Origin of the sequence: Thermococcus henrietii (assembly GCF_900198835.1) — an archaeon.
Classification (GTDB): domain Archaea; phylum Methanobacteriota_B; class Thermococci; order Thermococcales; family Thermococcaceae; genus Thermococcus; species Thermococcus henrietii.
Map to the genome: position 1 here is coordinate 63,051 of NZ_LT900021.1, position 24,452 is coordinate 87,502.

The 24,452-nt window shown below is 58.3% G+C and carries 22 protein-coding genes, 1 tRNA gene and 2 rRNA genes; 8 read left to right on the forward strand and 17 right to left on the reverse strand.

Going from position 1 to position 24,452, the window contains the following annotated elements:
• Positions 1-31 precede the first annotated feature (31 nt).
• Both CS910_RS00380 and CS910_RS00385 read left to right on the forward strand, forming a co-directional pair.
• Positions 32-964: a serine/threonine-protein kinase RIO2 gene (locus CS910_RS00380; RefSeq protein WP_099209206.1), complete on the forward strand. Its 933-nt coding sequence runs from the start codon at positions 32-34 to the stop codon at positions 962-964.
• A complete protein-coding gene (locus tag CS910_RS00385; protein ID WP_099209207.1) occupies positions 954-1,445 on the forward strand; it encodes a tetratricopeptide repeat protein in 492 nt (163 codons plus the stop codon). The genes CS910_RS00380 and CS910_RS00385 overlap by 11 nt, the downstream gene beginning before the upstream one ends.
• On the opposite strand, the gene CS910_RS00390 is transcribed toward CS910_RS00385, so the two are convergent.
• From CS910_RS00390 to CS910_RS00405, 4 genes are read right to left on the reverse strand one after another with little or no spacing between them, the layout of a single operon-like run.
• On the reverse strand, positions 1,414-2,352 hold the full coding sequence (locus CS910_RS00390; RefSeq protein WP_099209208.1) for a radical SAM protein: 939 nt from the start codon (positions 2,350-2,352) through the stop codon (positions 1,414-1,416). The genes CS910_RS00385 and CS910_RS00390 overlap by 32 nt on opposite strands.
• Positions 2,342-3,502: an MFS transporter gene (locus CS910_RS00395; RefSeq protein ID WP_099212329.1), complete on the reverse strand. Its 1,161-nt coding sequence runs from the start codon at positions 3,500-3,502 to the stop codon at positions 2,342-2,344. The genes CS910_RS00390 and CS910_RS00395 overlap by 11 nt, the downstream gene beginning before the upstream one ends.
• Positions 3,503-3,510: 8 nt before the next feature.
• Positions 3,511-4,431: an isoaspartyl peptidase/L-asparaginase family protein gene (locus tag CS910_RS00400; RefSeq protein WP_099209209.1), complete on the reverse strand. Its 921-nt coding sequence runs from the start codon at positions 4,429-4,431 to the stop codon at positions 3,511-3,513.
• Positions 4,432-4,490: 59 nt separating this feature from the next.
• Positions 4,491-5,402: a phosphate signaling complex PhoU family protein gene (locus CS910_RS00405; protein WP_099209210.1), complete on the reverse strand. Its 912-nt coding sequence runs from the start codon at positions 5,400-5,402 to the stop codon at positions 4,491-4,493.
• A gap of 83 nt (positions 5,403-5,485) precedes the next feature.
• Here CS910_RS00405 and CS910_RS00410 point away from each other — a divergent pair, with 83 nt between their 5' ends.
• Complete coding sequence (locus tag CS910_RS00410) at positions 5,486-6,655, forward strand: MFS transporter (protein ID WP_099209211.1); 1,170 nt, start codon at positions 5,486-5,488, stop codon at positions 6,653-6,655.
• A 24-nt stretch (positions 6,656-6,679) separates the two neighbouring features.
• On the opposite strand, the gene CS910_RS00415 is transcribed toward CS910_RS00410, so the two are convergent.
• The 3 genes from CS910_RS00415 to CS910_RS00425 are packed head-to-tail and all read right to left on the reverse strand — an operon-like array spanning position 6,680 to position 9,427.
• A complete protein-coding gene (locus CS910_RS00415) occupies positions 6,680-7,264 on the reverse strand; it encodes an indolepyruvate oxidoreductase subunit beta (RefSeq protein WP_099209212.1) in 585 nt (194 codons plus the stop codon).
• 59 nt (positions 7,265-7,323) lie between these two features.
• The gene (locus CS910_RS00420; RefSeq protein ID WP_099209213.1) at positions 7,324-8,475 is read right to left on the reverse strand and encodes a DUF1464 family protein; all 1,152 of its coding nucleotides are present in this window, start codon (positions 8,473-8,475) and stop codon (positions 7,324-7,326) included.
• On the reverse strand, positions 8,468-9,427 hold the full coding sequence (locus CS910_RS00425; RefSeq protein ID WP_099209214.1) for a beta-ribofuranosylaminobenzene 5'-phosphate synthase family protein: 960 nt from the start codon (positions 9,425-9,427) through the stop codon (positions 8,468-8,470). The genes CS910_RS00420 and CS910_RS00425 overlap by 8 nt, the downstream gene beginning before the upstream one ends.
• A 49-nt stretch (positions 9,428-9,476) precedes the next feature.
• Here CS910_RS00425 and CS910_RS00430 point away from each other — a divergent pair, with 49 nt between their 5' ends.
• Positions 9,477-10,163: a class I SAM-dependent methyltransferase gene (locus CS910_RS00430; protein ID WP_099209215.1), complete on the forward strand. Its 687-nt coding sequence runs from the start codon at positions 9,477-9,479 to the stop codon at positions 10,161-10,163.
• Position 10,164: 1 nt separating this feature from the next.
• Here CS910_RS00430 and lysS read toward each other — a convergent pair whose 3' ends face one another.
• The gene (lysS, locus tag CS910_RS00435; protein ID WP_099209216.1) at positions 10,165-11,742 is read right to left on the reverse strand and encodes a lysine--tRNA ligase; all 1,578 of its coding nucleotides are present in this window, start codon (positions 11,740-11,742) and stop codon (positions 10,165-10,167) included.
• A 126-nt stretch (positions 11,743-11,868) separates the two neighbouring features.
• On the opposite strand from lysS, the gene CS910_RS00440 reads away from it, so the two are divergent.
• Both CS910_RS00440 and CS910_RS00445 read left to right on the forward strand, forming a co-directional pair.
• Positions 11,869-12,738, forward strand: a complete 870-nt coding sequence (locus CS910_RS00440) for a PhoI (protein WP_099209217.1) — start codon at positions 11,869-11,871, stop codon at positions 12,736-12,738.
• Between the two features lie 40 nt (positions 12,739-12,778).
• The gene (locus CS910_RS00445) at positions 12,779-13,387 is read left to right on the forward strand and encodes a diacylglycerol/polyprenol kinase family protein (RefSeq protein ID WP_099209218.1); all 609 of its coding nucleotides are present in this window, start codon (positions 12,779-12,781) and stop codon (positions 13,385-13,387) included.
• On the opposite strand, the gene CS910_RS00450 is transcribed toward CS910_RS00445, so the two are convergent.
• The 8 genes from CS910_RS00450 to CS910_RS00485 form a co-directional block, all read right to left on the reverse strand.
• Positions 13,381-13,947 (reverse strand): DUF366 family protein, encoded by a 567-nt coding sequence (locus CS910_RS00450; RefSeq protein ID WP_099209219.1) that lies wholly within the window; start codon positions 13,945-13,947, stop codon positions 13,381-13,383. The two genes, CS910_RS00445 and CS910_RS00450, sit on opposite strands and share 7 nt — an antisense overlap.
• A 4-nt stretch (positions 13,948-13,951) precedes the next feature.
• The gene (locus CS910_RS00455; RefSeq protein WP_099209220.1) at positions 13,952-14,428 is read right to left on the reverse strand and encodes a magnesium-dependent phosphatase-1; all 477 of its coding nucleotides are present in this window, start codon (positions 14,426-14,428) and stop codon (positions 13,952-13,954) included.
• A gap of 125 nt (positions 14,429-14,553) precedes the next feature.
• Positions 14,554-17,582: ribosomal RNA gene (locus tag CS910_RS00460) — 23S ribosomal RNA — on the reverse strand.
• A 107-nt stretch (positions 17,583-17,689) separates the two neighbouring features.
• Positions 17,690-17,766 (reverse strand) — tRNA-Ala (locus tag CS910_RS00465).
• Between the two features lie 52 nt (positions 17,767-17,818).
• A 16S ribosomal RNA gene (locus tag CS910_RS00470) occupies positions 17,819-19,306 on the reverse strand.
• The 16S and 23S rRNA genes sit together here with 1 tRNA gene alongside, the layout of an rRNA operon.
• A gap of 382 nt (positions 19,307-19,688) precedes the next feature.
• Positions 19,689-20,528 carry a ribose-phosphate diphosphokinase gene (locus CS910_RS00475; RefSeq protein WP_099209221.1) on the reverse strand — a complete coding sequence of 280 codons (840 nt, stop codon included), beginning with the start codon at positions 20,526-20,528 and terminating at the stop codon, positions 19,689-19,691.
• A 55-nt stretch (positions 20,529-20,583) separates the two neighbouring features.
• Complete coding sequence (locus CS910_RS00480; RefSeq protein WP_099209222.1) at positions 20,584-21,291, reverse strand: DUF1614 domain-containing protein; 708 nt, start codon at positions 21,289-21,291, stop codon at positions 20,584-20,586.
• On the reverse strand, positions 21,284-21,652 hold the full coding sequence (locus CS910_RS00485) for an ASCH domain-containing protein (RefSeq protein ID WP_042690985.1): 369 nt from the start codon (positions 21,650-21,652) through the stop codon (positions 21,284-21,286). The genes CS910_RS00480 and CS910_RS00485 overlap by 8 nt, the downstream gene beginning before the upstream one ends.
• Positions 21,653-21,740: 88 nt before the next feature.
• Here CS910_RS00485 and CS910_RS00490 point away from each other — a divergent pair, with 88 nt between their 5' ends.
• Positions 21,741-22,376, forward strand: a complete 636-nt coding sequence (locus CS910_RS00490) for an MBL fold metallo-hydrolase (protein ID WP_099209223.1) — start codon at positions 21,741-21,743, stop codon at positions 22,374-22,376.
• Positions 22,377-22,385: 9 nt separating this feature from the next.
• Entirely contained in the window at positions 22,386-23,051 is a 666-nt protein-coding gene (gene radB, locus CS910_RS00495) for a DNA repair and recombination protein RadB (RefSeq protein WP_099209224.1), read from the forward strand.
• On the opposite strand, the gene CS910_RS00500 is transcribed toward radB, so the two are convergent.
• Entirely contained in the window at positions 23,017-24,426 is a 1,410-nt protein-coding gene (locus tag CS910_RS00500) for an ATP-binding protein (RefSeq protein WP_099209225.1), read from the reverse strand. The two genes, radB and CS910_RS00500, sit on opposite strands and share 35 nt — an antisense overlap.
• Positions 24,427-24,452 lie beyond the last annotated feature (26 nt).

Below are 24,452 nucleotides of genomic sequence, written 5' to 3' on the forward strand. Positions count from 1 at the left end.
CGAGCGGTAGTAACGGGGGAGGAGAGAGCGAATGGTCAGCAAGCTGTTGGCGCTCGAGGCTTATCCGAGCCTCCGCGACCTGGACTTCAGAATCCTTAGGGGAGTAGAGCTCAACATGAGGCACCACAAGTGGGTGCCGTTAGAGGACATAGCGCGCTTCGCCAGGGTGGACGTTGAAACAGCCTCGTTCAGGCTCGGCAAGCTCGACGACATGTCCCTCGTCAGGCGGAGAAGCGACATAGGCTACATCGGCTACCAGCTCACGATACACGGCTACGACGTTTTAGCCATAAGGGCCCTCGCAAGGAAAGGGGTTGTAGAGGCGATAAGCACGACACAGATTGGCGTTGGGAAGGACGCGGACGTTTACGTCGGAATAACGCCAGCCGGCGAGAGAGTTGCCGTTAAGTTCAACAGAATAGGGGGCAGAACGGCTTCGCGGAGGGCTACCTACCACTCCCACGTCTTCGCCGATAAACACCACACGAGCTGGCTCTACGTTTCGAGGCTCATCGCGAAGAAGGAATACGACGCGCTGGTTCTGCTCAGCCCGATTGCGAGGGTTCCGAAGCCAATAGCCTGGAACAGGCACGTCCTCGTTATGGAGTTCGTCGAGGGGACCGAGCTGGCGGAGCTGAGGGACGACGAGCTGACGAGGGAGGAGGCAGAGAACGTCCTTGACAGAATCCTCGAGGAGTACCTCAAGATAGTGCGCTTTGGTATAGTCCACTCGGATTTAAGCGAGTTCAACGTCGTTCTAACGGGCGACGACATCTTGATAATAGACTGGGCCCAGCACCTGACCACCGCCCATCCGAAGAGCTACGAACTGTTGAAGAGGGATTTAACGGTCATAATCAACGCCTTCAGGCGGAGGTGGCGGGTTGAGAGGAGCTTTGATGAAATCTGGCCGGCCTTCGAGAGGGCCTGGCACGAGAGCAGGGGGGAGGGGTATGACGATTAAGTACGAGCCCCTTAACAGGCGCGAGAGGATTGTTAAGCTCTTCCGCGAGGCAATCGAGGCCGAGAACAGGAAGGACCTCGAAACCGCGAAGAAAAAGCTCGACGAGATACTCCACGAGAGCCTCGACGTTGAGCCGGAGTTCTACTTCGAGGCCTGCTTCCGCCTGGCAGACATCTTCCTCCAGGAAGACAACTACCGGGGAGCCGTCAAGTGCGCCCTGAGGGCCATTCTAAGGGCACCGAGCGAGGACCACTACAGGCTCGGCGTGAGGAGGTTAGGAGACATACTCGCGATAATCAAGAAGGAGAACCGCCTGGAGGAGCTGGCCGAGAACATGGACGCGACGCTTAGGCTCATCGAGGAGGACGAGGAGCTACACCGCTTTACGCTCGCCCTCATGAGGCTCGCGAGTGGGGAGAGGGTCGAGGAGAGGTTCTCCCTTAGGGAGTTCAGCGAGGTGCTCGAGAACCTAACCGGGTGATCACCTCCTCCAGGTATCTTTTTTCGGGAGGAAACGGGAAGTTGTAGGGCTCTTTCTTTGGCCTCTCGTTGTAGTAAGGCCTGTTGCAAGCTGGACAGCCGTGCGTTGCGAAAACCGCCGGCGGAACCTCGATGTCAGCTAAATCAAAGCCCTCTATCGATTCCCCGTCGAAGATTATCCTGTTGCCCAAGCCCTTTTCAACGAGCCACCTCGCCAGCTGGACCTTCCGGTAGCGCTCGATGCTCGGCGGTTCGAGGTTCTCAAGCCCCGTTCCCTTGAGGGGGGTGAAGGCGAAGAGTGAAACATCAGCCCCAATCGCGTAAGCCCTCTTGAAGACCTCTACCAGCTCCCTGTCGGTTTCGCCGAGGCCGACTATGACGTGGATTAAAGCTTTCCCCGGACCGAGGACGTCAACTACCCTCTCCGCAAAGTCCCACATCTCGTCCCACTCAAAGTCGGGCTTTATCTCGCTAAAGAGCCTCTCGCTCGCGACGTCGAGGCCAACCCCGATGTAGTCAACACCCAGTTCCTTAAACTCCTCAAGCGTTTCCCTCGAAACGGGCGTTATCGAGACCGAGACCGGTAAGCGGAGGGGCTTGAACGCCCCCAGAAGTGCCAGAACGTCGTCGAGCATTCCGGGATAGTCTATCGTCTGGAGGCATATCCTCCCGAAACGGCCGTTGGGAAGAGCTTGAACGACTTTTTCGAGCTCGAAGGCCGGCCAGGTGACGCGGGAGAGCCTGTCGAGGTTTGCCCTGCTGGAGCGCGCCTGGGCGCAGAAGGCGCAGTCGTTGGCGCACTTGCCGGGCCAGTGGGTCATCAGATACGCGGTCGTCGGCCTGGCCAGGAGCTTCGCCCGGATTAAGCCCATCGCTATCGCCGTTCCGTAGGAGACCCTAACGAGCATTGACCTTCCCCCAGATGACGGGCGCGTAGAGGGTTATAAACCCGACCCCCAGGATGAGCGGGAGGAGCGGGAAGACGCCGGCGTAACCGTAGAGCTGGGCGGCGTAGCCGAGGCTGACCTGGCCGGCGAGCGTTCCGAGGTCAAAGAACATCGTGTAGATTCCCGAACCCATCGTCCTGATTCTCCTCGGAAGGTTGCCGAGGGCCATCAGCTGCATCGCCGGAACCGCCAAGCCAAAGCCGGCCCCGATTAGGGCGGCGCTGACGTAGGAACGGGGCGGGAGGGTGTAGACGTTCAGCAGGACGTAGCCGAGGAGGAGCAGGGTGAGGCCGAGGGTTATCGCCGGCAGGGGCCCGCGTCTGTCGGCGCTCTTACCGCCGATAACGCGCGTCATGAAGGAGAAGAGGCCGATGACCATCATGTAGTAGCCGAAGAGGCTCTGGGGGAGGGAGAGGGACTTGTAGAGGGCTGGGAGGTATGTGGTAACTCCCGCGTAGCTCATGGAGAAGAGGAAGAGCGTCAGGGAAGCGGAAACGAAGGTTACCCTCAACAGCTCGCGGTAGCTGGCCCTCTCGTGCTCCCTCGGCTTGACGACTTCACCTGCCTCGCGCCAAGCTGTGAGCGCGAAGAACGCCCCAACTCCGGAGAAGAGAGCGGTGAGGGCGAACGCTCCGGCGAAGCCTATTACGTCGGAGGCGTAGCCGCCTATGGCCGGCCCGATTATGTTGCCGAGGGAGAACATCATGCCACGCCAGCCAAGGGTCTCACCAACCCTACCTGCTGGGGCCAAATCAACGGCCGTTGAGAGGCTTGAGGGGAAGAAGAGGCCCATTGAGAAGCCGTGAATGGCCCTTGCGAAGGCGAAGAGGTAGACGCTGGTGCTTATTGCCGAGACCACGTAGAGGATTCCGGCGAGGAGGCCGAGTAAATTTCCGCCGACGAGGGCGTGGAAGCGATAACCTCTGTCGCCGACTGCACCGCCTATCGGCTTGGAGACGAGGGAGAGGAAAGAGGTAACGCCGGCGACGAGGCCTACGAGAAAGGGCTCGGCGTGGAGGCTGACGAGGAACGGGGAAACGACAGGGGTAACGACGCTTATCCCGAGGAAGAAAAAGAAGGTCGAGACGTTGAGGAGCCAGACGTTCCTCATCGAGGCCACTAAACACCAGCCTCCGGTTCGTCCATGCCGTCCTTCATGAAGGCGTAGCTCATGTGCTTGGTGTTCTTGGCGAAGCCCACGTTGCCCCTCGCATCAACCATGATGATGCCCATTGTATCTTTTCCGAAGTACTTCGTGGCGAGGCTTATCGCGGCGTCGCTCGCCGACTGGGCGTCCATGCCGAGCCTGACGAAGTCGGTGGCGCTCTTCGCTAGTGCGAGCTTTATGGCAACCTCTCCAAGGCCGGTGCAGGAAGCTCCAGCCACTTCGTTGGCGTATGTTCCGCCACCGATTATAGGCGTGTCGCCAACGCGACCGAACATCTTGAGGAAGACCCCGCCGGTTGACGTTCCGGCAACGACCTCCTCACCGTCGAAGGCAACCGCCCCGACGGTGCTCCTTAGAACCTCGGGGTACTCCTTGATGAGCTCGTTGAGCTTCTTCCAGTGCCTCGTCTCGCCCTTTTCAATGAGCTTCTTCCTCAGCTCTTCCCACTGCTTGAGCCTCTCCTCGGTTACCGGGTCGTACTCCTCGAAGCCGAGAAGGCGAGCGAACTTCACGGCGCCTTCACCGATTAAAAGAACGTGGTCGGTCTTCTCCATGACCTTCCTCGCGACGCTTATCGGGTTCTTTACCCCCCAGATTCCGGCAACGGCTCCTGCCTCAAGGGTCTTCCCGCGCATTATGGCGGCATCCATCTCGACCCTGCCGTCGAGAGTTAAAACGCTCCCGGTTCCGGCGTTGAAAATCGGGTTGTCCTCAAGGGCTTTAACGGCCTCTTCAACTGCATCAAGAGCGGAACCCCTCTTCAGCTCGCGCCAGCCCGCTAAAACAGCCTCTCTAACGCCCTCGATGACCTTTGGAATCCTCTCCTCCTTCCGTATCGTGCCCGCTCCCCCGTGAACTATTATCGCCACCATGAAAACCACCGAAAAAAGTTCCCTCGAAGGGTTAAAAGGGTTGTGGAAACGAAGAGAAATCAGCTGAGGGCCATGTTGATTATCGTCTCGCCGATGTTCTCGATGTACTCGAGGATTCTCCGGAAGCTCTCCTTGGCTATGGACTGCCTGTAGTCGATTGCCTTAATCGTGGCGCGGAGTTCGAGCATGAGCTTGTCTATCGCCTTGAGGTCGCGCTTCTCTATCTGGGCAACCATCGCTTCGAACTTCTCCCTCAGGTAGGGCACGTCAACCTCGCCGGGGTTCTCGGCTATCCTGATGATGTGGTCGCCTATCCTCTCGATTTCCCTCGCTATGAAGAGGATTCCCATGAGGTCAAAGGTCCTCTTGACGATTCCGCTCTCCTCTGTAACCGTGTGCTTGCTGAGAAGCCTGTTAACGGTTCTGACGATGAGGAAGTAAAAGCGGTCAAGCTCGTTTTCAAGGTCGTTTATGTCGCGCCTTATCTCGCCGTCCTCGCCCTGAATGAGCAGTTCGAGGTCGCCAAGCATCGAGACCACGAGGGAGCGAATCCGCCTGAGGAGCTCAACAAGGTTCACTTCATCCTCGTCGAGGAGGCTCTTCGCCACTATCCTGCTGGGCTCGTCGAGGATTATCTCAACGCCAGGGAGGCTCTGGAGGACCTTCCTTATCTTGACCTTGTAAATGGGCATCTCCTCAGTGAAGTGAATCTCAAGGACGTCGTAGCCCTGAATGTAGGCGGAAATCACGAGCCTTATGGCCATGTCCGGCGAGAACTCCTTAGAAAGGCGCAGTATCTTCTTCTCGCTCACATCTCTGGGCTCGCTGGGGAAGATGATTATACTGCCGTCGGGGTTTATAGTCAGCGGTATTGTGTCGCCCTGCTTGAGGTTGTGCTCCTTGACCCATTTCTTTGGGAGGGAGATTATGTATGAGCTCCGCCCTGTAAACTGTATCTTCCTGAACTCCATAGCCAGCACCGAACGCTATATAGTGGTAGGCGTTAAAGGCTTCACTTCGATAGACTTATAAACGCTATGAGGGACGTTTCATCATGCTCTCCGAGTACGGCAGGGACGCGAAGATACTCATAGGCGCCAATGCCTTAGGCCAGACGTTCCTCTGGTTCTCGTTCTTCATTATGCCCTTCTACCTCAAGGCCCTCGGCTACGACATGAAGGCTATGGGAGCATTTTTCTCGGCCCAGACGATAGTCGGTGGCCTCTTCTTTCTTCTGGCGGGCCACATCTCACTCCGCCTCGGCTATCGAAAGACCCTGCTCCTGAGCGCGCTCATCGGACTCATCGGAAGGCTCCTCCAGGTGCTCGCGTTGAACACAACGGTCCTCTTCCTCGGTTTCGTCCTGGTGGGAATCAACATGGGGCTGAGGCAGCCGAACTACAACGCCTACCTGAGCGAGCTGGTGCCCGATGAAAGGAGGCACGAGGCGTTTTCCAAGAGCTTTGGGCTGGGAACGCTCTTCAACTCCCTCGGCGTTCTCTTGGCTGGCTTTCTGCCGGGCTACCTCATGGGGCTATCCCTCGCTGAGGAGACCGCCTACAGGATAACCTTCTCACTCTCGATACTCCAGTTCGTCTTCGTCGTTCCAGCCTTGCTCCTCGTGAGGGACGTTGAGGTCAGGGAGAAGAGGATAAAGTGGGAGAGAAGCCTGGTCCTCAAAATCCTCAAGTTCTCGCTCCCGAGCGCGCTCATAGGCCTCGGCGCGGGGATAACGATACCCTTCATGAGCCTCTACTTCAAACTCAAGTTTGGGGAAACGCTCCAGGCGATAAGCTGGATTTTCTTCTTCCAGCAGCTGGCGATGGGGCTCGGCTCCTTTGGATTACCGGAACTCGTGAGGAGATGGGGTCCCGTGAAGGTCATAACGTCCTTCCAGGGGACGGCGACGTTCCTTTTCGCGATATTCCCCTCGATAGAGACGTTTGCACTCGCGGGGGCGGTCTACGTCCTCAGGGCGATACTCATGAACATCATCTGGCCCATAAACAGCTCCTTCATGATGGGCTTCTTCAAAACCGAGGAAAAGGCCACCGCCAACGGGATACAGCAGGCCTTCTCGACCTTCATGCGCGGGGTGGGCAACTCCATCGGTGGAACACTCTTCGCGGTTTCATTGGCCTATCCTTTCTACGCCACCGCGCTCCTCTACGCCCTCGCGACCGGACTGTTCTACGCCTTCTTCATAAAGCACAACGAAGAATGAGAAAACCGGGTGGAAAACCAGAAATCAAGCTTTGGCCAGCTCCTCACCGCGCTCGAAGGCCCTGAAGTTCATCTCCCAGAGCTTCTCGCGGAGGGTCAGCCTTATTCCCTCAAGAAGGCTCTCGCGCTTGAGCGGTATCAGGCCCTTCCCGTAGGCGTAGCCGAGCATCAGGACGCCCAAAGTTCTGGGGTTTATCTTATCGGCTTCGCGCTGGAAGTTCATCATGTGGACGGGGCAGATTCTTCCTATCGCCTTTTCGATTTCATTGAGCTCCGGGTAGCGCTCCTTCCCGACGAGGGTCGTCGCCGTGTGAATGGGGTAGGCGTTCACTATGGCAACGCTGTCCTTTCCGAGAAAGCGCGCGTTCCTTAACGCCTCGGCCGGCTCAAGGGCGAGCATGAGGTTGGCTTTGCCCTCCTCGATGAGGGGGGAATAGACCTCCTCTCCAAAGCGGAGGTAGCTGAGCACACTTCCGTAGCGCTGGCTCATTCCGAGGGTCTCGCCGATGCGAACGTTGTAGCCCTCGACCATGGCCGCGTTTCCAACGATTCTCGAGAGGGTAAGACCGCCCTGACCGCCGACTCCGGTAATGATGAGGTTGAACTCCATGAGCACCACCTTGGGGAGTTGGAGGGGGAGAATAAAAAGCTAAGCTCAAAAAAATTCGCTCAGAGGATCAGCTCCTCGAAAATTCTGAGCTTTTCACGGTCCTTCAGGTTTACCCAGTCAAAGATTGAGCCACCGCTCTCCCTCAGCCTGAGGCTCTCAACGAGTTCTTTGTAGATTCCACCGGCTATACCGTTGGCTATTACCGCGCTTCCCTCGGCCGCTTCCTTGGCCTTCGCCCTGCTCTCGAGTTTGAGAACCTCGACCGAGAAGCCGTAGCGCCCGAAGGCATCCTCAAGGGCTTCCTTGACGTCTCTGAAGAACTCCGGAATCCGCGAGAAGCGACCGCTGATGTAGATGCTCTCGGGCCTGACGGAGGGAAGCAGTGAGAAGACGTCCTTGACGATGGCCTCTATCATGGCACTGTAGCCCTTCGCGACCCTCTCGTCCTCCTTTGCGAGCTTTACGAAGTCCTCGGGCGAAACCGAGAACGGGTCTATACCGGCAACGTAGGACGCGCCACCCTGGAAGAGGACGAGCTTTCCGAAGTCATCGAGGGCGTTGGCTAGCGCATAGGCCAATTCACCGTCCATGAAGCCCATTCCGAGGTAGCCGGGGAAGCCGGCCGTTCCGGCCATGGCGTCAACGATTTGGCCGTTTTTGACGGCCATCGCGGAGGTGTAGGCAAAGCCAACCTCAACCGCTATGAGGTTCGTCTCGGAGTAGGGGATTCCCTTCCTCTCGGCTTCCCTCACCATCGCGAGGGCAACGGTGAAGACCTTGTCGGCCGTTCCGAGGTCTATCCTGTTGGCCTTCCTCCACTCGGGAACCGTCGGGAGGTGTATGACGCCGGGGGTGAAGTAGACGTTCAAATCCCTGGCTTCCCTGAGGAGGAGCATGAGCTCCCTCAAACCGACTATCTTGAGCCTCCGCTTAACGTCGGCCTCGGTTATGAAGGTCGCCAGTGCTATCTCTGCATCGGTGGCTTGCCTCGCGGGTTTGAGCGGTATCCCGTAGCCGCAGGGACCGACGATGGCGTCAATCTTCCCGTGCTCCTCCTGAACCTCGCGAAGAATCTCGACAATTACGGCCGGATTCTCGGTTACCCTGTTCCTGTCCACGGATACGTCGACTATTACCTCCCCAGTCTCGTCGTCGAAGCCGAACAAATCCATGCTCTTCGTTCCGGAGTCTATACCAACTGCCTTAACCACGCTCCACCACCATCCCCCTGTTGTCAACGCCCGTAACGAAAACCTCTCCGCCGTCGCCGTTCTCGCGGAGGAAATTCTCCACGAGGGATTTTAGTCTTTCCGCTTGAGCCTGGCCTTTGACGAGGCCGTAGAAGGTCGGCCCCCAACTCGTCTGGCAGGCGCAGTAGGCTTCGTTCAGCATTAGCTTGATGCCCTCGTTCACAAGGTCACAACAGTAGACGTTCTCCTGGTAGTCGCTCCAGAACTCCCCGAGAAGGTGGTTGAACTGGTAGAGGCCCTCCCCAAAGGTTTTGATGTCCCGCTCGACGAACGCGGGCAGGATTTTCATGAGCACTATCCTCGACAGCCTGTCCGCTAATTCCGGTGGCATCTTCTTGAGGTTTCCGAGTATCTCGTCCTCGCGCTTCCTGATTTCGGCGAGGGCCTTTCTTGGAGTCTCGGGAATTGCCACGACGAAGAGCCAGTCGCCCGGAAAGTCGCCCCTGAAAATCAGCGGGGGAACGACCTTCTCGCGTTTGTCCACAGGGAAGCCGCCCTCGTAGATGAAACCGCCGACCTTGAGGGCGTAGAAGCCGAGGGCCGTTATGAGACCCCGCCTTACAGCCAACGCCACCTCCTCAAGCGAGAGGTTCAGGTTGTAGAGTTCGCTCACGGCCATTCCTATGCTCAGGGCGAGGGTAGTGTGGAAGCCGATTCCAACCCACTTCGGGATGTAGCTCCTCACCGTAACCTCAACGGGCGGGAAGTCGTAGCGCTCGCGGAGCCTCGAAAGGAACTTCAACGCGTCTTCGTCGTTGGAGCGGTCCTTTTCAGCTTCTCTGACTTCTATTTCGAGGCGTGGCTTTTCTATGGCGAAGCCAACCGTTCCGTAGAGCCGTCCCATGTCCCCGCTCAGGTCGGGGTTTCCAGTATGCAGATGAGCCGGCGCGCTAATCCTCACCACCATGTCCATCACCGGAAACTTCGGATACCTATTTAAGGACTCGTGAGGACTCAAAAACATGACGTTCGAGGAGTACTATTCGGCCTTCAAAGCCTACAGCGACATCTATTCCGACGAGTACAGGAAGAGGATTGAGAACCTTGAACCGCTCCTGATGAAGTTCATGAAGGAAAAGGGGAAAGTCCTCGACCTCGGCTGTGGGGCGGGGGGCTTCTCGTTCCTGCTTGAGGATTTGGGCTTCACCGTCGTTGGCGTTGACAACAGCGACTACATGCTCTCCCTCGCAAGGGGTTTTGCCAAAGAGAAGGGCTCGAAGGTGGAGTTTGTAAAGGCAGATGCGAGGGAGTTGCCATTCGAAGATAACACCTTTGACTACGTCCTCTTCATCGACAACCTCGTCCACTTCGAACCCCTCGACCTCGGAAAGGCGTTCCGCGAGATGGCGAGGGTTCTGAAGCCCGGCGGAAAGCTAATCCTCCAGTTCACCGACCTGAGGACGCTCCTTCCGGTTCTCATGAACGGACAGGTAATCGGCGCTGAATACTGGATTAGCAAAGTTTTGCCAGACAAGGACGAGAAAACCGTCCTGATAGAGTTCCAGAGCGAGGAGAAGTCCTTCAGAGTTCGCTTCAACGTCTGGGGAAAGACAGCGGTGGAACTCTTAGCGAAGCTCTACTTCAGGAAGGTCGGGGAAGAAAAGATAAACGAGCACACCTACCTCCAGGTATACCTGCCGAAAAAATGAATTAAGCCTCGAAGCGAAGCCTTTTGACCACGAACTCCTTGTCGAGCGAGGCCAAGAATGGGGCCAGCCTCGGCCCGCGGTCCTTTCCTATGAAGAGGTTGTAGAGTGCTTTGAACCACTCCTTGCTCGGGATTCCACGCTTCTTGGCAACATCGAAGATTGCGTTGTTGAGCTCATCAACGGTGAAGGTATTGGCCTCAATCCAGTCCGCTAATTCTCTCATCGCCTCCCTGATTTCGGGCTTGAGTTCGAGCTGGGGAAGTTCTTCGAGAAGGCTGAACTTGACGTTCTCAGGGGCGTACTTCTCGACCCAGTTCTTGGCGAGCCTGATGCGGAGCCTTATTCTCTCGAGGTCCTCTTTGCTCAGGTTCTCGGGAACGTGGCCCTGCTCCTGGAGAACCCTGATTATTCCATCCTCGTCGAGGTGGGGCATCTGGACGAGAGTGACGAGGAAGCGGAAGGGCGCCTGAGCGATAAGCCTCTCCGGAACCTTCGGCATCGAGAGCTCGTAGGTTCTCTTGAGTTCCTCTTCCTCCTCCGGGTTCTTTGCGTGCTCAAGGCCGAAGTAAATCCTCTCGACCTTGTCGAACTCGTCGTAGAGGTTGAGCAGGCCGAGACCGAGGTCTATCTTGAGTTCCTTGTTGGGCCTCGCCTTGGCGTAGATGAAGCGGATTATTCCCGGCTCGAGCACCTCGTAGAGGTCGCTGAGGAGGATAACGTTGCCCTTGCTTCCACTCATCTTGCCCTTCTGCCCCTTGATTCCAACGAACTCGTACATGAGCGTCATCGGGGCCTTCCAGCCGAAGACCTTCTCGGAAATCTCCCTTCCTGTGTCGTAGGAGCTTCCGGCGGCGAGGTGGTCTTTTCCAGCGGGCTCGAAGTCCACCCTGAAGTGGGCCCAGCGCATCGGCCAGTCAACGCGCCAGCGGAGCTTAACGTTGCCCTCCCTTATGTCGGTCTCGCCTTCATCGCCACAGTGCTCACAGCGGTATTTAACCTTCCACCCGCCGTCCCACGAGACGAACTTCGCTTCTCTTCTGCACTTCGGGCAGTAGACCATAACAGGTTGCCAGTCGTCCTCGAGGGGCGGTTGCTTGGCCCTCTCACGGTACTTGTCGAGAACGGCCTTAATCTCGTCGCGCTTTTCGAGGGCGAGCCTTATCTCGTCGGCGTACTCGCCGGACTTGTACAGCTCGCTCGCGTAGAGGAAATCAACCTCAATGCCAAGCTTTCTCACTTCCTCCTCGAACTTCTCCATGAAGTGCTCCGCGTAGCTGTCGTGACAGCCCCAGGGGTCGGGGACCTCGCGAACCGGTTTCGTGAGGTGCTCCTTCCACTCCTGCGGGACGTTCTTGGGGACTTTTCTAAATCTGTCGTAGTCGTCCCACATGTGGATGTGCCTGACCTTTTTGCCTCTGTCCCTCAGGGCGTGGCCCACTATGTAGGCCGTGAAGAACTCTCTAAAATTGCCTATGTGAACGTAACCGCTCGGCGTGATTCCGCTCTCGACCACGTACTCTTCCTTGTCGCCCCTTTCGCGGATTATCTTTTCGGCCATGTAGTCAGCCCAGTGAACCATTCTCACCACCGCGCTAAGCTCCTCGAAAGGGCTTTTAAGGTTAGCCACCAATTGGACAACTCTCCAAAAGAAAAGTTTATAAACTTTGAGAGTAAGAACTACTGAACAATGTAACAGGTGGACGCCATGGAGTTCGAACTGAAGGGGATGAACGTATTCTTCCCGGCGTCGCTGGAGATTCAGGAGGAGCTACTCAAGGCCGGCTTTAAGGTACCGTACGACAAGGAAACCGGAAGGAGAACCCCCATCCCTGTGGTTTCGAGCTCGATGGACGGGCGAAAGCTGAGACGCGGGAGACTGCTGAAGGCGGGGGATTTTGAAACGAAAAGTAAATTCGCGGTGATTCCCGAGGAGAGGGCTTTCATCGAGCTCGAGGTTACAGAGAAGGACTTTCTCTTGATAAGGCCGAAGCCCCTGGAGTACCACCTCGAGGAGCTCGGCTTTCTCTCGGTTCCGCCGAGGCTCTGGGGAACGTGGGCGAGCTTCTCACTGCCCTTCTCAGCTTACGATGCGCTCCTTTCAGGGCTGGAAGAGTTTAAGGAGGATAGAAAGGGTTTTTACACAGCTTCAAAAGGCTCAAGGGGCAGGATTGAGGTCTACGCATACAAGGGGAGGACGAGGAAGGACCTTGGGATTCCTGTTTTCGGCTACTCCCTCGGACTCCACGGCCTAACCCTTGCGGAGGAGTACCTGAGGGAAAAAGCCGAAGAAAACGGCGTCCCCGAGGAGAGGCTTCGCTACCTCAAGCTCGGCCTGAGGAAGAGGAAGGAAACCAAGGCCGGCCTCAGGGTCGGAATCGTCTGGGAGAACGGAACGCCCGTTGAGGTTACCCTCAAGCTCTCGACGACGGAGCCGAGGGTCAGAATTCAGGGCCTCTACGGCGAGCTGGTTGGGAAGTCGAGGGGAGAGCTGACGAGAACGGACGACTGGTACATCGTGGTTCACGCTTCCGACTTCATCACCGCCCTTGAAACCGTTGGAGGGACGTTCGGATAAAGTTATTAGGTTCGGCCCATTTCATTTTTTGGTGGAATCAATGTTCGAGTGGTTGCCCTACGCGGGTTTAGCGGCCCTGCTCATACTGCTTGCAATCGGTTTCACGAGGAAGCTGGGCGAGGAATGGGCGTGGATAAACAGAAAGATAATTCACTTCAGCATCGTTCCGGCGGTTCTAATGTTCTACCGCGGAAAAATTCCCGCGGAGGTTTTCAGCGCTTCTGCTTTCGCCTTTGCCCTGTTCCAGCTGTGGCCCCACATCAAAAGGCGGGAGTTCTCGTGGTACCAGATAGAGCACAACTACGGGGAGGTCTTCTTCGCGTTTTCGGCATCGATAATACCCCTTGTTTTGCCGAGGGAGTACGCGACTGCCCTTTTGCTCGCGATGGCAATCAGCGATGGGGTAACCGGAGTGGTAAGGCACTACTACTTTAGAAGGCACGGCTTCAACGTGAAGCTCAAGAAACACTGGACTGGAAGCCTAGCGTATCTAATAACCGCCCTTGCGATAGCGCTCGCTTTCCTCGACGGTGGTGCAATAAGAAAGATGGCGTGGGCCGTGTTGCTGACCCTCGCGGAGTATCAGCCGTGGCTCGACGACAACTTGGCCGTTCCGCTGGTGGGAAGCCTGCTGTTCCTTCTCTACTGAGCCCACCTGACCTTCAGGCTGTCCTTCTTCACCTTTTTGAACTCCTCAACGAGTGCCCTTCCAGTCCTCTCCATGAACTCCTCAACGTCGGTGATGCCAACTTCCTTGAGGCCTATTGCCTCCACTCCCTCAGGAATGCCCCTAGCCTCGACGTTTATCCCGATGTGGATTTTGACGCTTACCGGGGAAACCGTTGCTATCGAGATGCTGAGCTTTCTCCCGTTCACGTAGATGTCGTCGCCCTTTCTCTCAGTCTTCACGCCGTATTCAGCCAGAACCTCACAGAGCTTGGCTATGAAGAGCTTCTGGAGCGTTGAGGCGAAGAGCGTGTTCACCAAGTCGAAAACCTCGATGATGTAGTGCACCATGTCGTCGCTCCTGATTTCCTTGCTCGCGCGGAGGTCCTCTATGTCAATCATCTCCTCGACCTTGACGTCGCACTTTCCGCGGAAGACGACGAGCGAGTTTCCGAGGATTCCAAAGTTCCTGTAGGCCCAGTGGCTTCCTATCGCGGAGCCGTCGTAGTCTATGCGTTTGTCTTTAACGACTAACAACTCCATGATATCACCCCAGCTTTTGGAGTAGTTGTTTAAGCTCCTCAAAACTCTTTACATCCACCCACATGTGGATGAAATCCACACCGGGAACGGCCATTTTGACGCCGTCGATGTGAATCACCCGGTCGTCAATGTAAATGACGTCGTCGATATCATAGCCGATGGAGCGAAGCTCCTCGATGGTTCTTCGAATCATATCGCCCTTGTCAGGATGGCCTTCGATTTTTGGAAACATGAAGTAGTCCCATAGACCAAAGCCCTCGAGAATCGGCCTTACCCTCTCCTCGATGTTCCAGCTCGCAATGCTTAGAATGAACCTATCGCTCGCCCATTCAATGAACTCGCGGACGCCGGGAAAGAGACAGAGTTTTTGGCCGAGGGAATCTGTTAAACAATCACCGCCAAACTCGTAAGGCGGAACCAAAGCAGAAGCGTCCTCGTGGCCCCAGAGGGTGCCGTCTAAATCAAGAACGAGCAGTCTCATGGAAATCACCGGGAGAGGGTATCACAGAGAATTTTAATTTTTGCGGATGGATTCTTGCAGAAGAGTCGAGTTAAGTTAAGTCATGATGAGGGCCGTGCATAGGCGAGCTGGTCTCTCAGACGCCCCGCCCGGGGCACTCGGGCTGTTGGGAGCGGCAGACTGAACGGGTCGGTTTCCCTTCCCGCTTACATCCCCGCCCCATCAAACGGGTCTTCTTCCCGAGCCCTCGTCCTGGGCAACGGACCGGTCGCCCAGGCCCAAACGCCCAGGAATGGCCGCCTATTTTCGGGGACCGCTTCGGCCTTAGATGCTTTCAGGCCTTATCGGACGCGGCGTAGCTGCCCGGCTATGCCCTGTAGGACAACCGGTAGACCAGAGGCCGCGGCTCCCTGTTCCTCTCGTACTGGGGGAGCCTTCCCCTCAGGCGGCCAGCACCCCCGGTAGATAGCATCCGACCTGTCTCACGACGGTCTAAACCCAGCTCACGTTCCCCTTTAATGGGTGAACACCCCCACCCTTGGCCCCTGCTGCAGGGCCAGGATGGGAAGAGCCGACAGCGAGGTAGCAAGCCTCGGGGTCGATATGGGCTCTCGCCCGAGACGACTCTGTTATCCCCAGGGTAGCTTTTCTGTCATCCCTGGCCCCCACCGGGGAGGCACAGGGGTTCGCTAGGCCACGCTTTCGCGGCTGGACCCGCCTCTGTTACGGGTCCAGTCAGGCCGGCTTTTGCCCTTGCACTCTACGGCGGATTCCTGACCCGCCTGAGCCGACCTTAGGGCACCCTCGATACCTTTTCGAGGGTGTGCCGCCCCAGCCAAACTGCCCACCTACCGCTGTCCCCCCTTCCGGGGGTTAGCCGTACGGCAGAGGGTGGGCGGTGTCTCATGGACGGCTCCACCCGCCCCGGAGGGCGGGCTTCGACGCCTCCCGCCTACGCTGCGCACCCCCCGCCGTACGGCAACGGCAGGCTGCAGTAAAGCTCCATGGGGTCTTCGCTTCCCACCGGGGGTCCCAGGCATATGCGCCTGGCAGAGGTTTCGCCGGGCCCCAGCCGGGGACAGTGGGGACCTCGTTACGCCATTCATGCAGGTCGGCATTTAACCGACAAGGAATTTCGCTACCTTAAGAGGGTTATAGTTACCCCCGCCGTTTACCGGTGCTTCACCCGGTTGTACCCGGGCTTCACATACCGGCACTGGGCAGGCGTCGGCCCCAGTACAAACCCTTTCGGGCTAGCTGGGACCTGTGTTTTTACTAAACAGTCGGGCCCCCCTAGTCACTGCGACCTGCGGGTTACGCACCCGCAGGCACCCCTTCTCCCGAAGTTACGGGGCCAATTTGCCGAGTTCCCTCGGCTGGGTTTCCCCCGACACGCCTTAGGCTTCTCACCCAGGGGCACCAGTGTCGGTTCTCGGTACGGTCGCGGTGGATCGTTCCCGAGGGGCTTTTCACGGGCCCCAGGGATCGGCGGAACCCCCCTTACGGGGGGCCATTCGCGCTTTCATCCGGTTCTCGCCATTACGGCACTCCCCGGACTTATACGCTTAGCCGGCCTTGTGGGCCGGTCCGCCTACCCCGAGGCGTCACCCCTCGGGCTTGCGTTGCCGCGCCTACCACCGCGGTACGGGAATATAAACCCGTTTCCCTTTCCCCGACGCCGAGTTACGGGTCGGGTTAGGACCGACTAACCCACGGCTGACGAACATTGCCGTGGAACCCTGGCCCCTACGGCGGCCGGGATTCTCACCCGGCTATGCTGCTACTCCCGGCAGGATCCGCAATACCGACGGGTCCACCGGACCTTACGGCCCGGCTTCCACCCCATCGGCACGCCCGCCTACCCGATCACGGACCAATCGGTCCGTGCGCCGGGGTCTCGGCGGCCGGCTTAAGCCCCGTCCATTTTCGGGGCCCCTGACCTCGACGGGTGAGCTGTTACGCACTCTTTAAAGGATGGCTGCTTCTAAGCCTACCTCCCCGCTGTCTAAGGCCAGGGACACCCTTTGGAGTAACACTTAGCCGGCACTTTGGGGCCTTAACCCCGGTCTGGGTTGTTCCCCTCTCGGGTGACGGCTTACACCGCCCCCCTACTCCGGCCATCTACGGCGGCGGTGGGTTCGGAGTTTGACAGGGGGCCGGGGGATTTCTCCCCCTAAACCCCCAATCAGTGCTCTACCCCACCGCCTACCTCCGGCCGGGCTATCCTGGGGGATAATTCGGCGGGAACCAGCTATCGCCGGCCTCGATTGGCCTTTCACCCCTAGCCCGGGGTCACGGGAGCGAATTGCACGTCAGCACCCCTATCGGGCCTCCATCCCTCTGTTGAGGGACTTCACCCTGCCCCGGGCTAGATCGACCGGCTTCGGGTCTCACCCGAGCGACTCCGGGCGCTTTCACACCCCGTCCCTCGCCCTTACGGGCTGCGGACCTGTCGGTTTCCCTGCGGCTTCGGGGCTGACCCCCTTAACCTCGCCGCTCGGGTGAACTCCCTGCCCCGTGATCCAAGACGGACGGTGCAACCCCGGTCACCTCCCCTCGTACTCCACGGTCGCCCGTGTTTCCTTCGGGGAGGGTCAACCCTTTCGGGCCGCACCCTCCTATCGCCGCCTGGTTTCAGGCTCTTTTCACCCCCCGCCAGGGGTGCTTTTCAGCTTTCCCTCACGGTACTAGTTCGCTATCGGTCTCGGGACGTATTTAGGGTTGGGAGCCGATGCCTCCCAGCTTCCCGCCGGATATCCGACCGACGGTACTCAGGGACACCCCAGGAGCTCGGGGGCTTACGCCTACGGGGCTTTCACCCTCTACGGCGCCGCGTTCCAGCGGACTTCGGCTTCGCCCCCAGGGCTCCTTCGGGGGCCCTACAACACCACATCCCCCGAACCTTTCGGCCCGGGGTTCAGTTTGCCCTGTGCCGCTTTCGGTCGCCCCTACTCACGGCATCGCTTTTGCTTTCTTTTCCTGCGGGTACTAAGATGTTTCAATTCCCCGCGTTCCCCCTCCCGACTGGGAGTGCGGCAAAGCCGCGGGAGGTCCCATTCGGGCATCCCCGGTTCGACGGCTGCCTGCGCCTCGCCGGGGCTTATCGCAGCTTGCCACGCCCTTCGTCGGCGCCCCGAGCCGAGCCATCCACCAGGCGGCTTAGTTGCCACCGGGCGGGGCGTTTTCTGGACCAGCTCGCCTATGCACGGCCCTCATCGTGACCCCTGTTCGGGGTCTCAGGCCCTTCCACCCCGAGCCGAGCTCGGGATGTGCACCTCTTCGTGGTGGACCGGCCGGGATTCGAACCCGGGGCCTCCGGCTTGCAAAGCCGGCGCTCTCCCAGGCTGAGCTACCGGCCCACGTTGGCAGGCCCGGCACCCCTTAAACCCCCCCGGACGGGTTTCCGGCGATAGGAGGTGATCGAGCCGTAGGTTCCCCTACGGCTACCTTGTTACGACTTCTCCCCCCTCACGGAGCCCAGGCTCGACCCGGCCTCCCCGAAGGGAGACCAGGCCTCACCCGGACCCCGCTCGGGTGGAGTGACGGGCGGTGTGTGCAAGGAGCAGGGACGTATTCGCCGCGCGATGATGACACGCGGGTACTAGGGATTCCAGCTTCACGCGGGCGAGTTGCAGCCCGCGATCCGAACTGAGGGCGGGTTTAGGGGATTCCCTTCCCCTTTCGGGGTCGGTTCCCATTGTCCCGCCCATTGTAGCGCGCGTGTAGCCCGGGGGTTTCGGGGCATACTGACCTACCGTCGCCCGCTCCTTCCTCCGGCTTATCGCCGGCGGTCCCCCCAGAGTGCCTCCTCCCCAGCGGGGAGGACTGGCAACTGGGGGCGCGGGTCTCGCTCGTTACCACACTTAAGTGGACGCCTCACGGTACGAGCTGACGGCGGCCATGCACCTCCTCTCGGCGCGTCCGGCAAGACCTTCAGCCTGGCCTTCATCCTGCCGTCGCCCCCGGTGAGGTTCCCGGCGTTGAATCCAATTAAACCGCACGCTCCACCCCTTGTAGTGCTCCCCCGCCAATTCCTTTAAGTTTCAGCCTTGCGGCCGTACTCCCCAGGCGGCGGGCTTAACGGCTTCCCTCCGGCACCGGGCGAGCTCGAAGCTCGCCCGACACCTAGCCCGCATCCTTTACAGCCAGGACTACCCGGGTATCTAATCCGGTTCGCTCCCCTGGCCTTCGTCCCTCACCGTCGGACCCGTTCCAGCCGGGCGCCTTCGCCACTGGCGGTCCCCCTGGGATTATAGGATTTCACCCCTACCCCAGGGGTACCCCCGGCCTCTCCCGGTCCCAAGGCCCGCAGTATCCCCAGCAAGCCCCACGGTTGAGCCGTGGGATTTCGCCAGGGACTTACGGGCCCGGCTACGGACGCTTTAGGCCCAATAATAGCGGCCACCACTTGGGCCGCCGGTATTACCGCGGCGGCTGCCACCGGCCTTGCCCAGCCCTTATTCCCGGAGCTTTTTACACTCCGGAAAAGCCGTGGCTGTGCCACGGCACTGGGGGTCCCCCCGTCGCGGTTGCCCGCATTGCGGAGGTTTCGCGCCTGCTGCGCCCCGTAGGGCCTGGACCCGTGTCTCAGTGTCCATCTCCGGGCTCCCACTCTCATGGCCCGTACCGATCTTCGGCTTGGTGGGCCGTTACCCCACCAACTACCTAATCGGCCGCCGGCCCATCCTCGGGCGGGCAGAGCCCCTTTCGGCCTGGGGACCTTCCAGTACCCCAGGCCTATGGGGGATTAGCCCCAGTTTCCCGGGGTTATCCCCCTCCCGAGGGTAGGTTACCGACGTGTTACTGAGCCGTCCGCCGGTGCGCGCAGAGCGCGCCCCATGACTCGCATGGCTTAGTCGGACCCCCATAGCAGTGGCCTCCGGCAGGATCAACCGGAATTGAGCAAGGAGTACGGCCGGTGGAACTCCCCTCAAATGGGGGAGTACCGATTCCCGTCCGGGGGTTTGGTCGGGGTGCCGGGCCTGCCTTACCCCCGAGGGGTCCGCCTTTCGGCGTTTCCTCGGGAGCGCACCTGGTGTGACCCGGACTGGAGGGCGGGGTTCATCTTTGGGTGCTTTGCACCCGTTCCCCCCGACGCCGCCGTCTTGGCGTCCGGGTCTTCGTCGCCCCCTGTTCGGGGGCTCCACCCAATAGGGGCGAACCCCCGCAGTGAAAAATTTTTGCAAAACCCCTTACGGGGGAGATTTTTGAAAAAGAACCTGCTAAAATTGAGAACAGGAATGCACAAAAATAGACATAAAAATGTTAAAAATTTTTGCAATCAGAGGCGGAGTATTTCCGGCACAATGCTTATCTTCGAGACGGGAGTGGGTATCGTGTTCGTGACTGCGAGCTCATCAACAGCCCTACTAACCCTCTCAATGGCACCCTCGGCAAAGACTCCATGAGTGACCCCAACGAATATTTTTCCCGCACCCAATTTCCTCAAAATCTCGGACGCCTTAACCATGGTCCCTCCGGTGCTTATGATGTCATCAACTATCAGAACGTTCTTGCCCTTAACGTCTATATCAACCGGTCTCATCTCAACCTCAGTTGGGGATATGCGCCTCTTCTCGAAGTGGCTGTACTCAAGACCAAGCTCCTCCGCAACCGCCCTAGCCCTCTCACGGGCGCCTTTGTCGGGGGCGAGGACTATGCCGTCGCCAAGCTTCTCGCGGAAGTAGTCCGCTATGACCCTCGCCGGAGAAACGTTGACCCCCCTACCCGGGAAGTACTTCAGCGTCTCGGGGTTGTGGAGGTCAAAGATGTAGAGTTCATCGTAGTAGATGCCGAGCGCCTTCATTACCGCCCTCACGCTTACCGGTTCACCCTCCTTCGTGACCCTGTCCTGCCTGCTGTAGGCGAAGTAGGGAACGACGGCACGGAGTTTCTTGAAGCCCTTCTCCCTGAGCGCGTCCCCGATGAGAAGCAACTCAACGATTTTCTCATCCTGAGGTGCGAAGGTAGAGCTGACGGCCGTTGCCTCATCGCCGGAACCAAGAACCCGAACGTACTTCTCCCCGTCTGGGAACTTCCTCAGCTCGACCTCGATGATTTCTCCACCGAGTTCCCTGAGCTCCCCCTCAAGGTGCTTCCCACCGCTCCCGATAACGAACATAAGCGCCACCTCCTTTGACGGCTTCCTGTTGAATTACCGCCTTATAAACCCACCGTCATACCAAGAGAACGGCAATAACCCCCGCGAGGAAGATTCCATCGAAGGTTCCGGCGCCACCTATGCTGACCATCGGCGCTCCGAGGCGCTTGATTTTCTCCCAGTTCATCAGGTCGGCCCCGATGAGAACCCCAAGCGTCCCGCTGACGTAGGCAACCAGCGTCGGGTTCCCGTCCCCGAGGAGCCAGCCAAGGAGAACGGCTATGAGCGGGGGAAAGAGCGTCGGCATTGCGATTCCAAGGCCACGAATCGGTCTCGCGACGGCGTTGCTGAGGAGCGAGGCAATGAAAACCGCGAGAAGGGTGTTCAGGAGGAGGCCGTACTCCCCGAGGTGGACGAGGCGAAAGAGCTCGTAGAGAACTATGCTCAGCGGGACCAGAGCACCACCGACGTTGACGGCTATGACCGTCTTCCGCTCCTCCCAGTCGAAGTAGGGCATCGGGTAGAGAATCCCGAAGAAGCCGACTTCTCTAACCCGTATCACGGGCTCATAAGTTACCTCCTCCGCTATGGGTATGTTTATGAAGCTCCCGACGAGCGCAAAGACGAAGAGGGTGACCGCCACACCGGGCGGAAGGCCGAGCCTGTCGAAGGCCATGAGAACCGCACCGGAGAAGAAAACGAAGACGAGGACGAAGGCAACCGCTATGAGAATCAGAAACGGCCAGTTAAGGGGCGGGAACAGGAAGCGCCGGACCTTATTCATCCTTAACCACCACGTTGGCCCATATCTGGACTCCCTTGGCCATCTCCACCTCCTTGGGGCGGTCGAACTTCTCGGCGTTCCTGAGCACCCACGCGTAGAGTGGCTTCCCGTTGGAGTACTCGCGGAGGAAAGAAACGCTCGCGCGGTGCTTGTCCTCGTGTTCAGCTAACTCCTCCGGCGTGAACGGCCCGAGAACGTCAACGAGCTCCGCCTTCCCGATGGCCTTTCCGTTGCTGATTATCAGAATCTCCCCTCTGATTTTCGTTCTCGTCTTCCTAATCTCCCACACCTTCTTGCCCTCGACGATTAGGCTCGCGTAGGGTTCCCTCACGATGAGGCCCTTTTTCCTCTCCATCGCCATCGCCCTTAGTAGGTTTCGAGCTTAATAAAACCAACGCTGGGAAAACTTTAAGTCCGCTTTATCAAAGGCACTTGAGGAGGTCGAACCGATGAAGGTCATCTGGTACGGTCACGCATGCTTCTGGATTGAGACGAACGGGGTGAAGATACTGATAGACCCCTACCCAGAGGTTGACGACGACCGAATTGGCGAGGTTAACTACATCCTGATAACCCACGAGCACACGGACCACTACGGAAAGGTCGAGCTCCTCTCAAGGCTCCGCGACGCCACGGTAATAGGCCCCAAGCAGGTCTACCTGATGGCGGTGGCAGATGGCGTTACGAAGGTCAGGGAAATTGAGGCGGGACAGACGATAGAGCTCGAAAACGGCGTAAAGGTTACGGCCATCTACGTCGAGCACCCGTCGAGCCAGTACCCGCTCGGCTACCTGATAGAGGGCGACAAGAGGCTCCTCCATCCCGGCGACACCTACGCCGGCCCCGTGTTCCAGAGGCTTCGCGGTAAGGTGGACATCCTGCTCGTCCCGATAAGCGGTCGCTCAACTGCGAACGCGAGGGAAGCAACTCAGATAGTTGAAGACGTGAGACCGAGGGTGGTAATCCCGATGCACTACGGCGTTTACAACGACGCCGACCCGTCAAAGCTGGCCGAGGAGCTCAGGAAGAGACGCATCTGGACGCTCGTCAGAGAGCCCCAGCTCTACGAGGAGATGTCCTTCTGAGGGAAAGGCATGCTCTCCACAGGCTCGCGGAAGCTCGACGAACTGCTCGGGGGAGGCTTCGCCCCCGGCGTGCTCACCCAGATTTATGGCCCCTACGCCACAGGAAAGACGACCTTAGCGGTCCAGACGGGAATTCTGAGCGGTAAGAAGGTCGCCTACGTGGACACGGAGGGAGGCTTTTCTCCCGAACGGCTGAAGCAGATGGCGGAGGCGAGGAACCTCGACCCCGAGGAAGCTTTGTCGCGCTTCATCCTCTTCACTCCCGCCGATTTCAAGGAGCAGAGGAGGATTATAGGCTCGCTCAAGAAGGTCGTTGACGACTCGTTCTCGCTCGTAGTGGTGGATTCCATAACCGCCCACTACAGGGCCGAGGAGAACAGAATGGGCCTCCTAACTGACCTTAGCAGACAGCTCCAAGTTCTCCTCTGGATTGCAAGGAAGCAGAATATTCCGGTTCTCATAATCAACCAGGTGCATTACGACAGCCGGTTAGAGAGAACGAGGCCAGTGGCGGAACAAACCCTCGGCTATCGCTGTAAGGACATTTTGAGGCTCGACAAGCTTCCGAAGCCGGGCTTAAGGCTGGCCATTCTCGAAAGGCACCGCTTCCGTCCAGAGGGGACGATGGTCTACTTCAGGATTACGGAGAAGGGGATAGAGGACGTGGGCGAATGACGTCGTTAAGGTCAAAGGCTAGGAAGCCCTCTTCCCTTAGTTCCTCCTTGCCCTCAAGCTCCCTCGCTATGACCCCGAACTGGTAATCCCCTTTGAGCGGGAGAAGTTTCGCCTTCCTCTCAAGGGACTTCAAAACCTTCCTCGCGTCCCTCAGGCTCAGGTCCTTCCACTTAACCTCGAAGAGTAGGATGTTTTTCCGGTCGTAGGCGACCACGTCTATCTCTTCTCCCTTGTGCCACCACCTGCCAACGCGCTCCGGTTCAAAGCCTAAGTCGAGCCCTCTCACGAAGTCCACTGCTATTCTCTCGTAGGTTTTGCCAACGAAGGCGGGAAACTCAGTTTTAAAGCGCTCAAAGACCTTCTCAGGATTCTCCTCAAGGGAGGTGTAGTTGTGGTAAACGAAGCGGAACCAGAAGTTGAAGAATTCGTCAATTATGCGATAGATTACTTTCCTCGTCTTCAGCGGGTTCTCGGTGACGGGAACTTCCCTCGTCAGGTACTCGAAGTGGTTGGTCAGCTCGCTGAGGTACTTGCCGACGGTGAGGAGCTTTATACCCGTTTTGTCGCTTATCTCCTTGGGCGTAACGTAGCCGAGGCTGACCGCTTCGAGGATTGAGAAGTGAGCGCGGTAGAACCTGCCGAACTCCAGTTTGAGAACGTTCAGGCCCTCCTCCCTCAGCGGGGCGAACTCATCGAAGAACAGCGCCTTCAGAGCCTCAAGAGAGTCTCCTCGATAGTAGCGCGGGACGTAGAGGAGGTACCGGGGCATTCCGCCCAAAGCCGAATAAAGCTCAACGAAATCCCTCGGCGGAACGCTAACTTGCGAGCGCACGAAGTCGAAGGAGGTCCAGAAGTCAAAGGGCCTGAGCTTAACCCACTCGTCCACCCTGCCGAAGAGTGGCTCCTTTCTATCCATGAAGATGCGCTTAATCATGCCAACGTACGAGCCAACTGCGATGAGCATTAAGTTCGAGGTTTCCTTTTTCTCGTCCCAGAGCCTCTGGAGGGAGGAGAAGAAGGAAGGCTTAACCGTCCTGAAGTTCTGGAACTCGTCAAAGACCACAAGGAGCTTCCTCTCCCGCGAGAAGTCGAGCAGGAACCCAACCAGCTCCTCCAGGGAGCCGAACTTTGGCTTCAAATATGAAGGAAGGTAAGCAGAAAGCTTTTCCTCAATCTCGCGCGAGTACTCTTCGAGGAGCAAAGCCTCGTCCTTCTCGCCCACGAAGAAGTAGAGGCCGAGCTTATCACTCAGAAACTCCTTGACCAAGGCGGTCTTCCCAACCCTCCTCCTGCCGTAAATAACGAGAAAGCTTGAGCCCGGAAAGGAGTAAACCTCGTTGAGCTTCTCAAGCTCGTGCCCCCTGTCGTAGAACATATTACTCACCGAGTATATTACTGAGC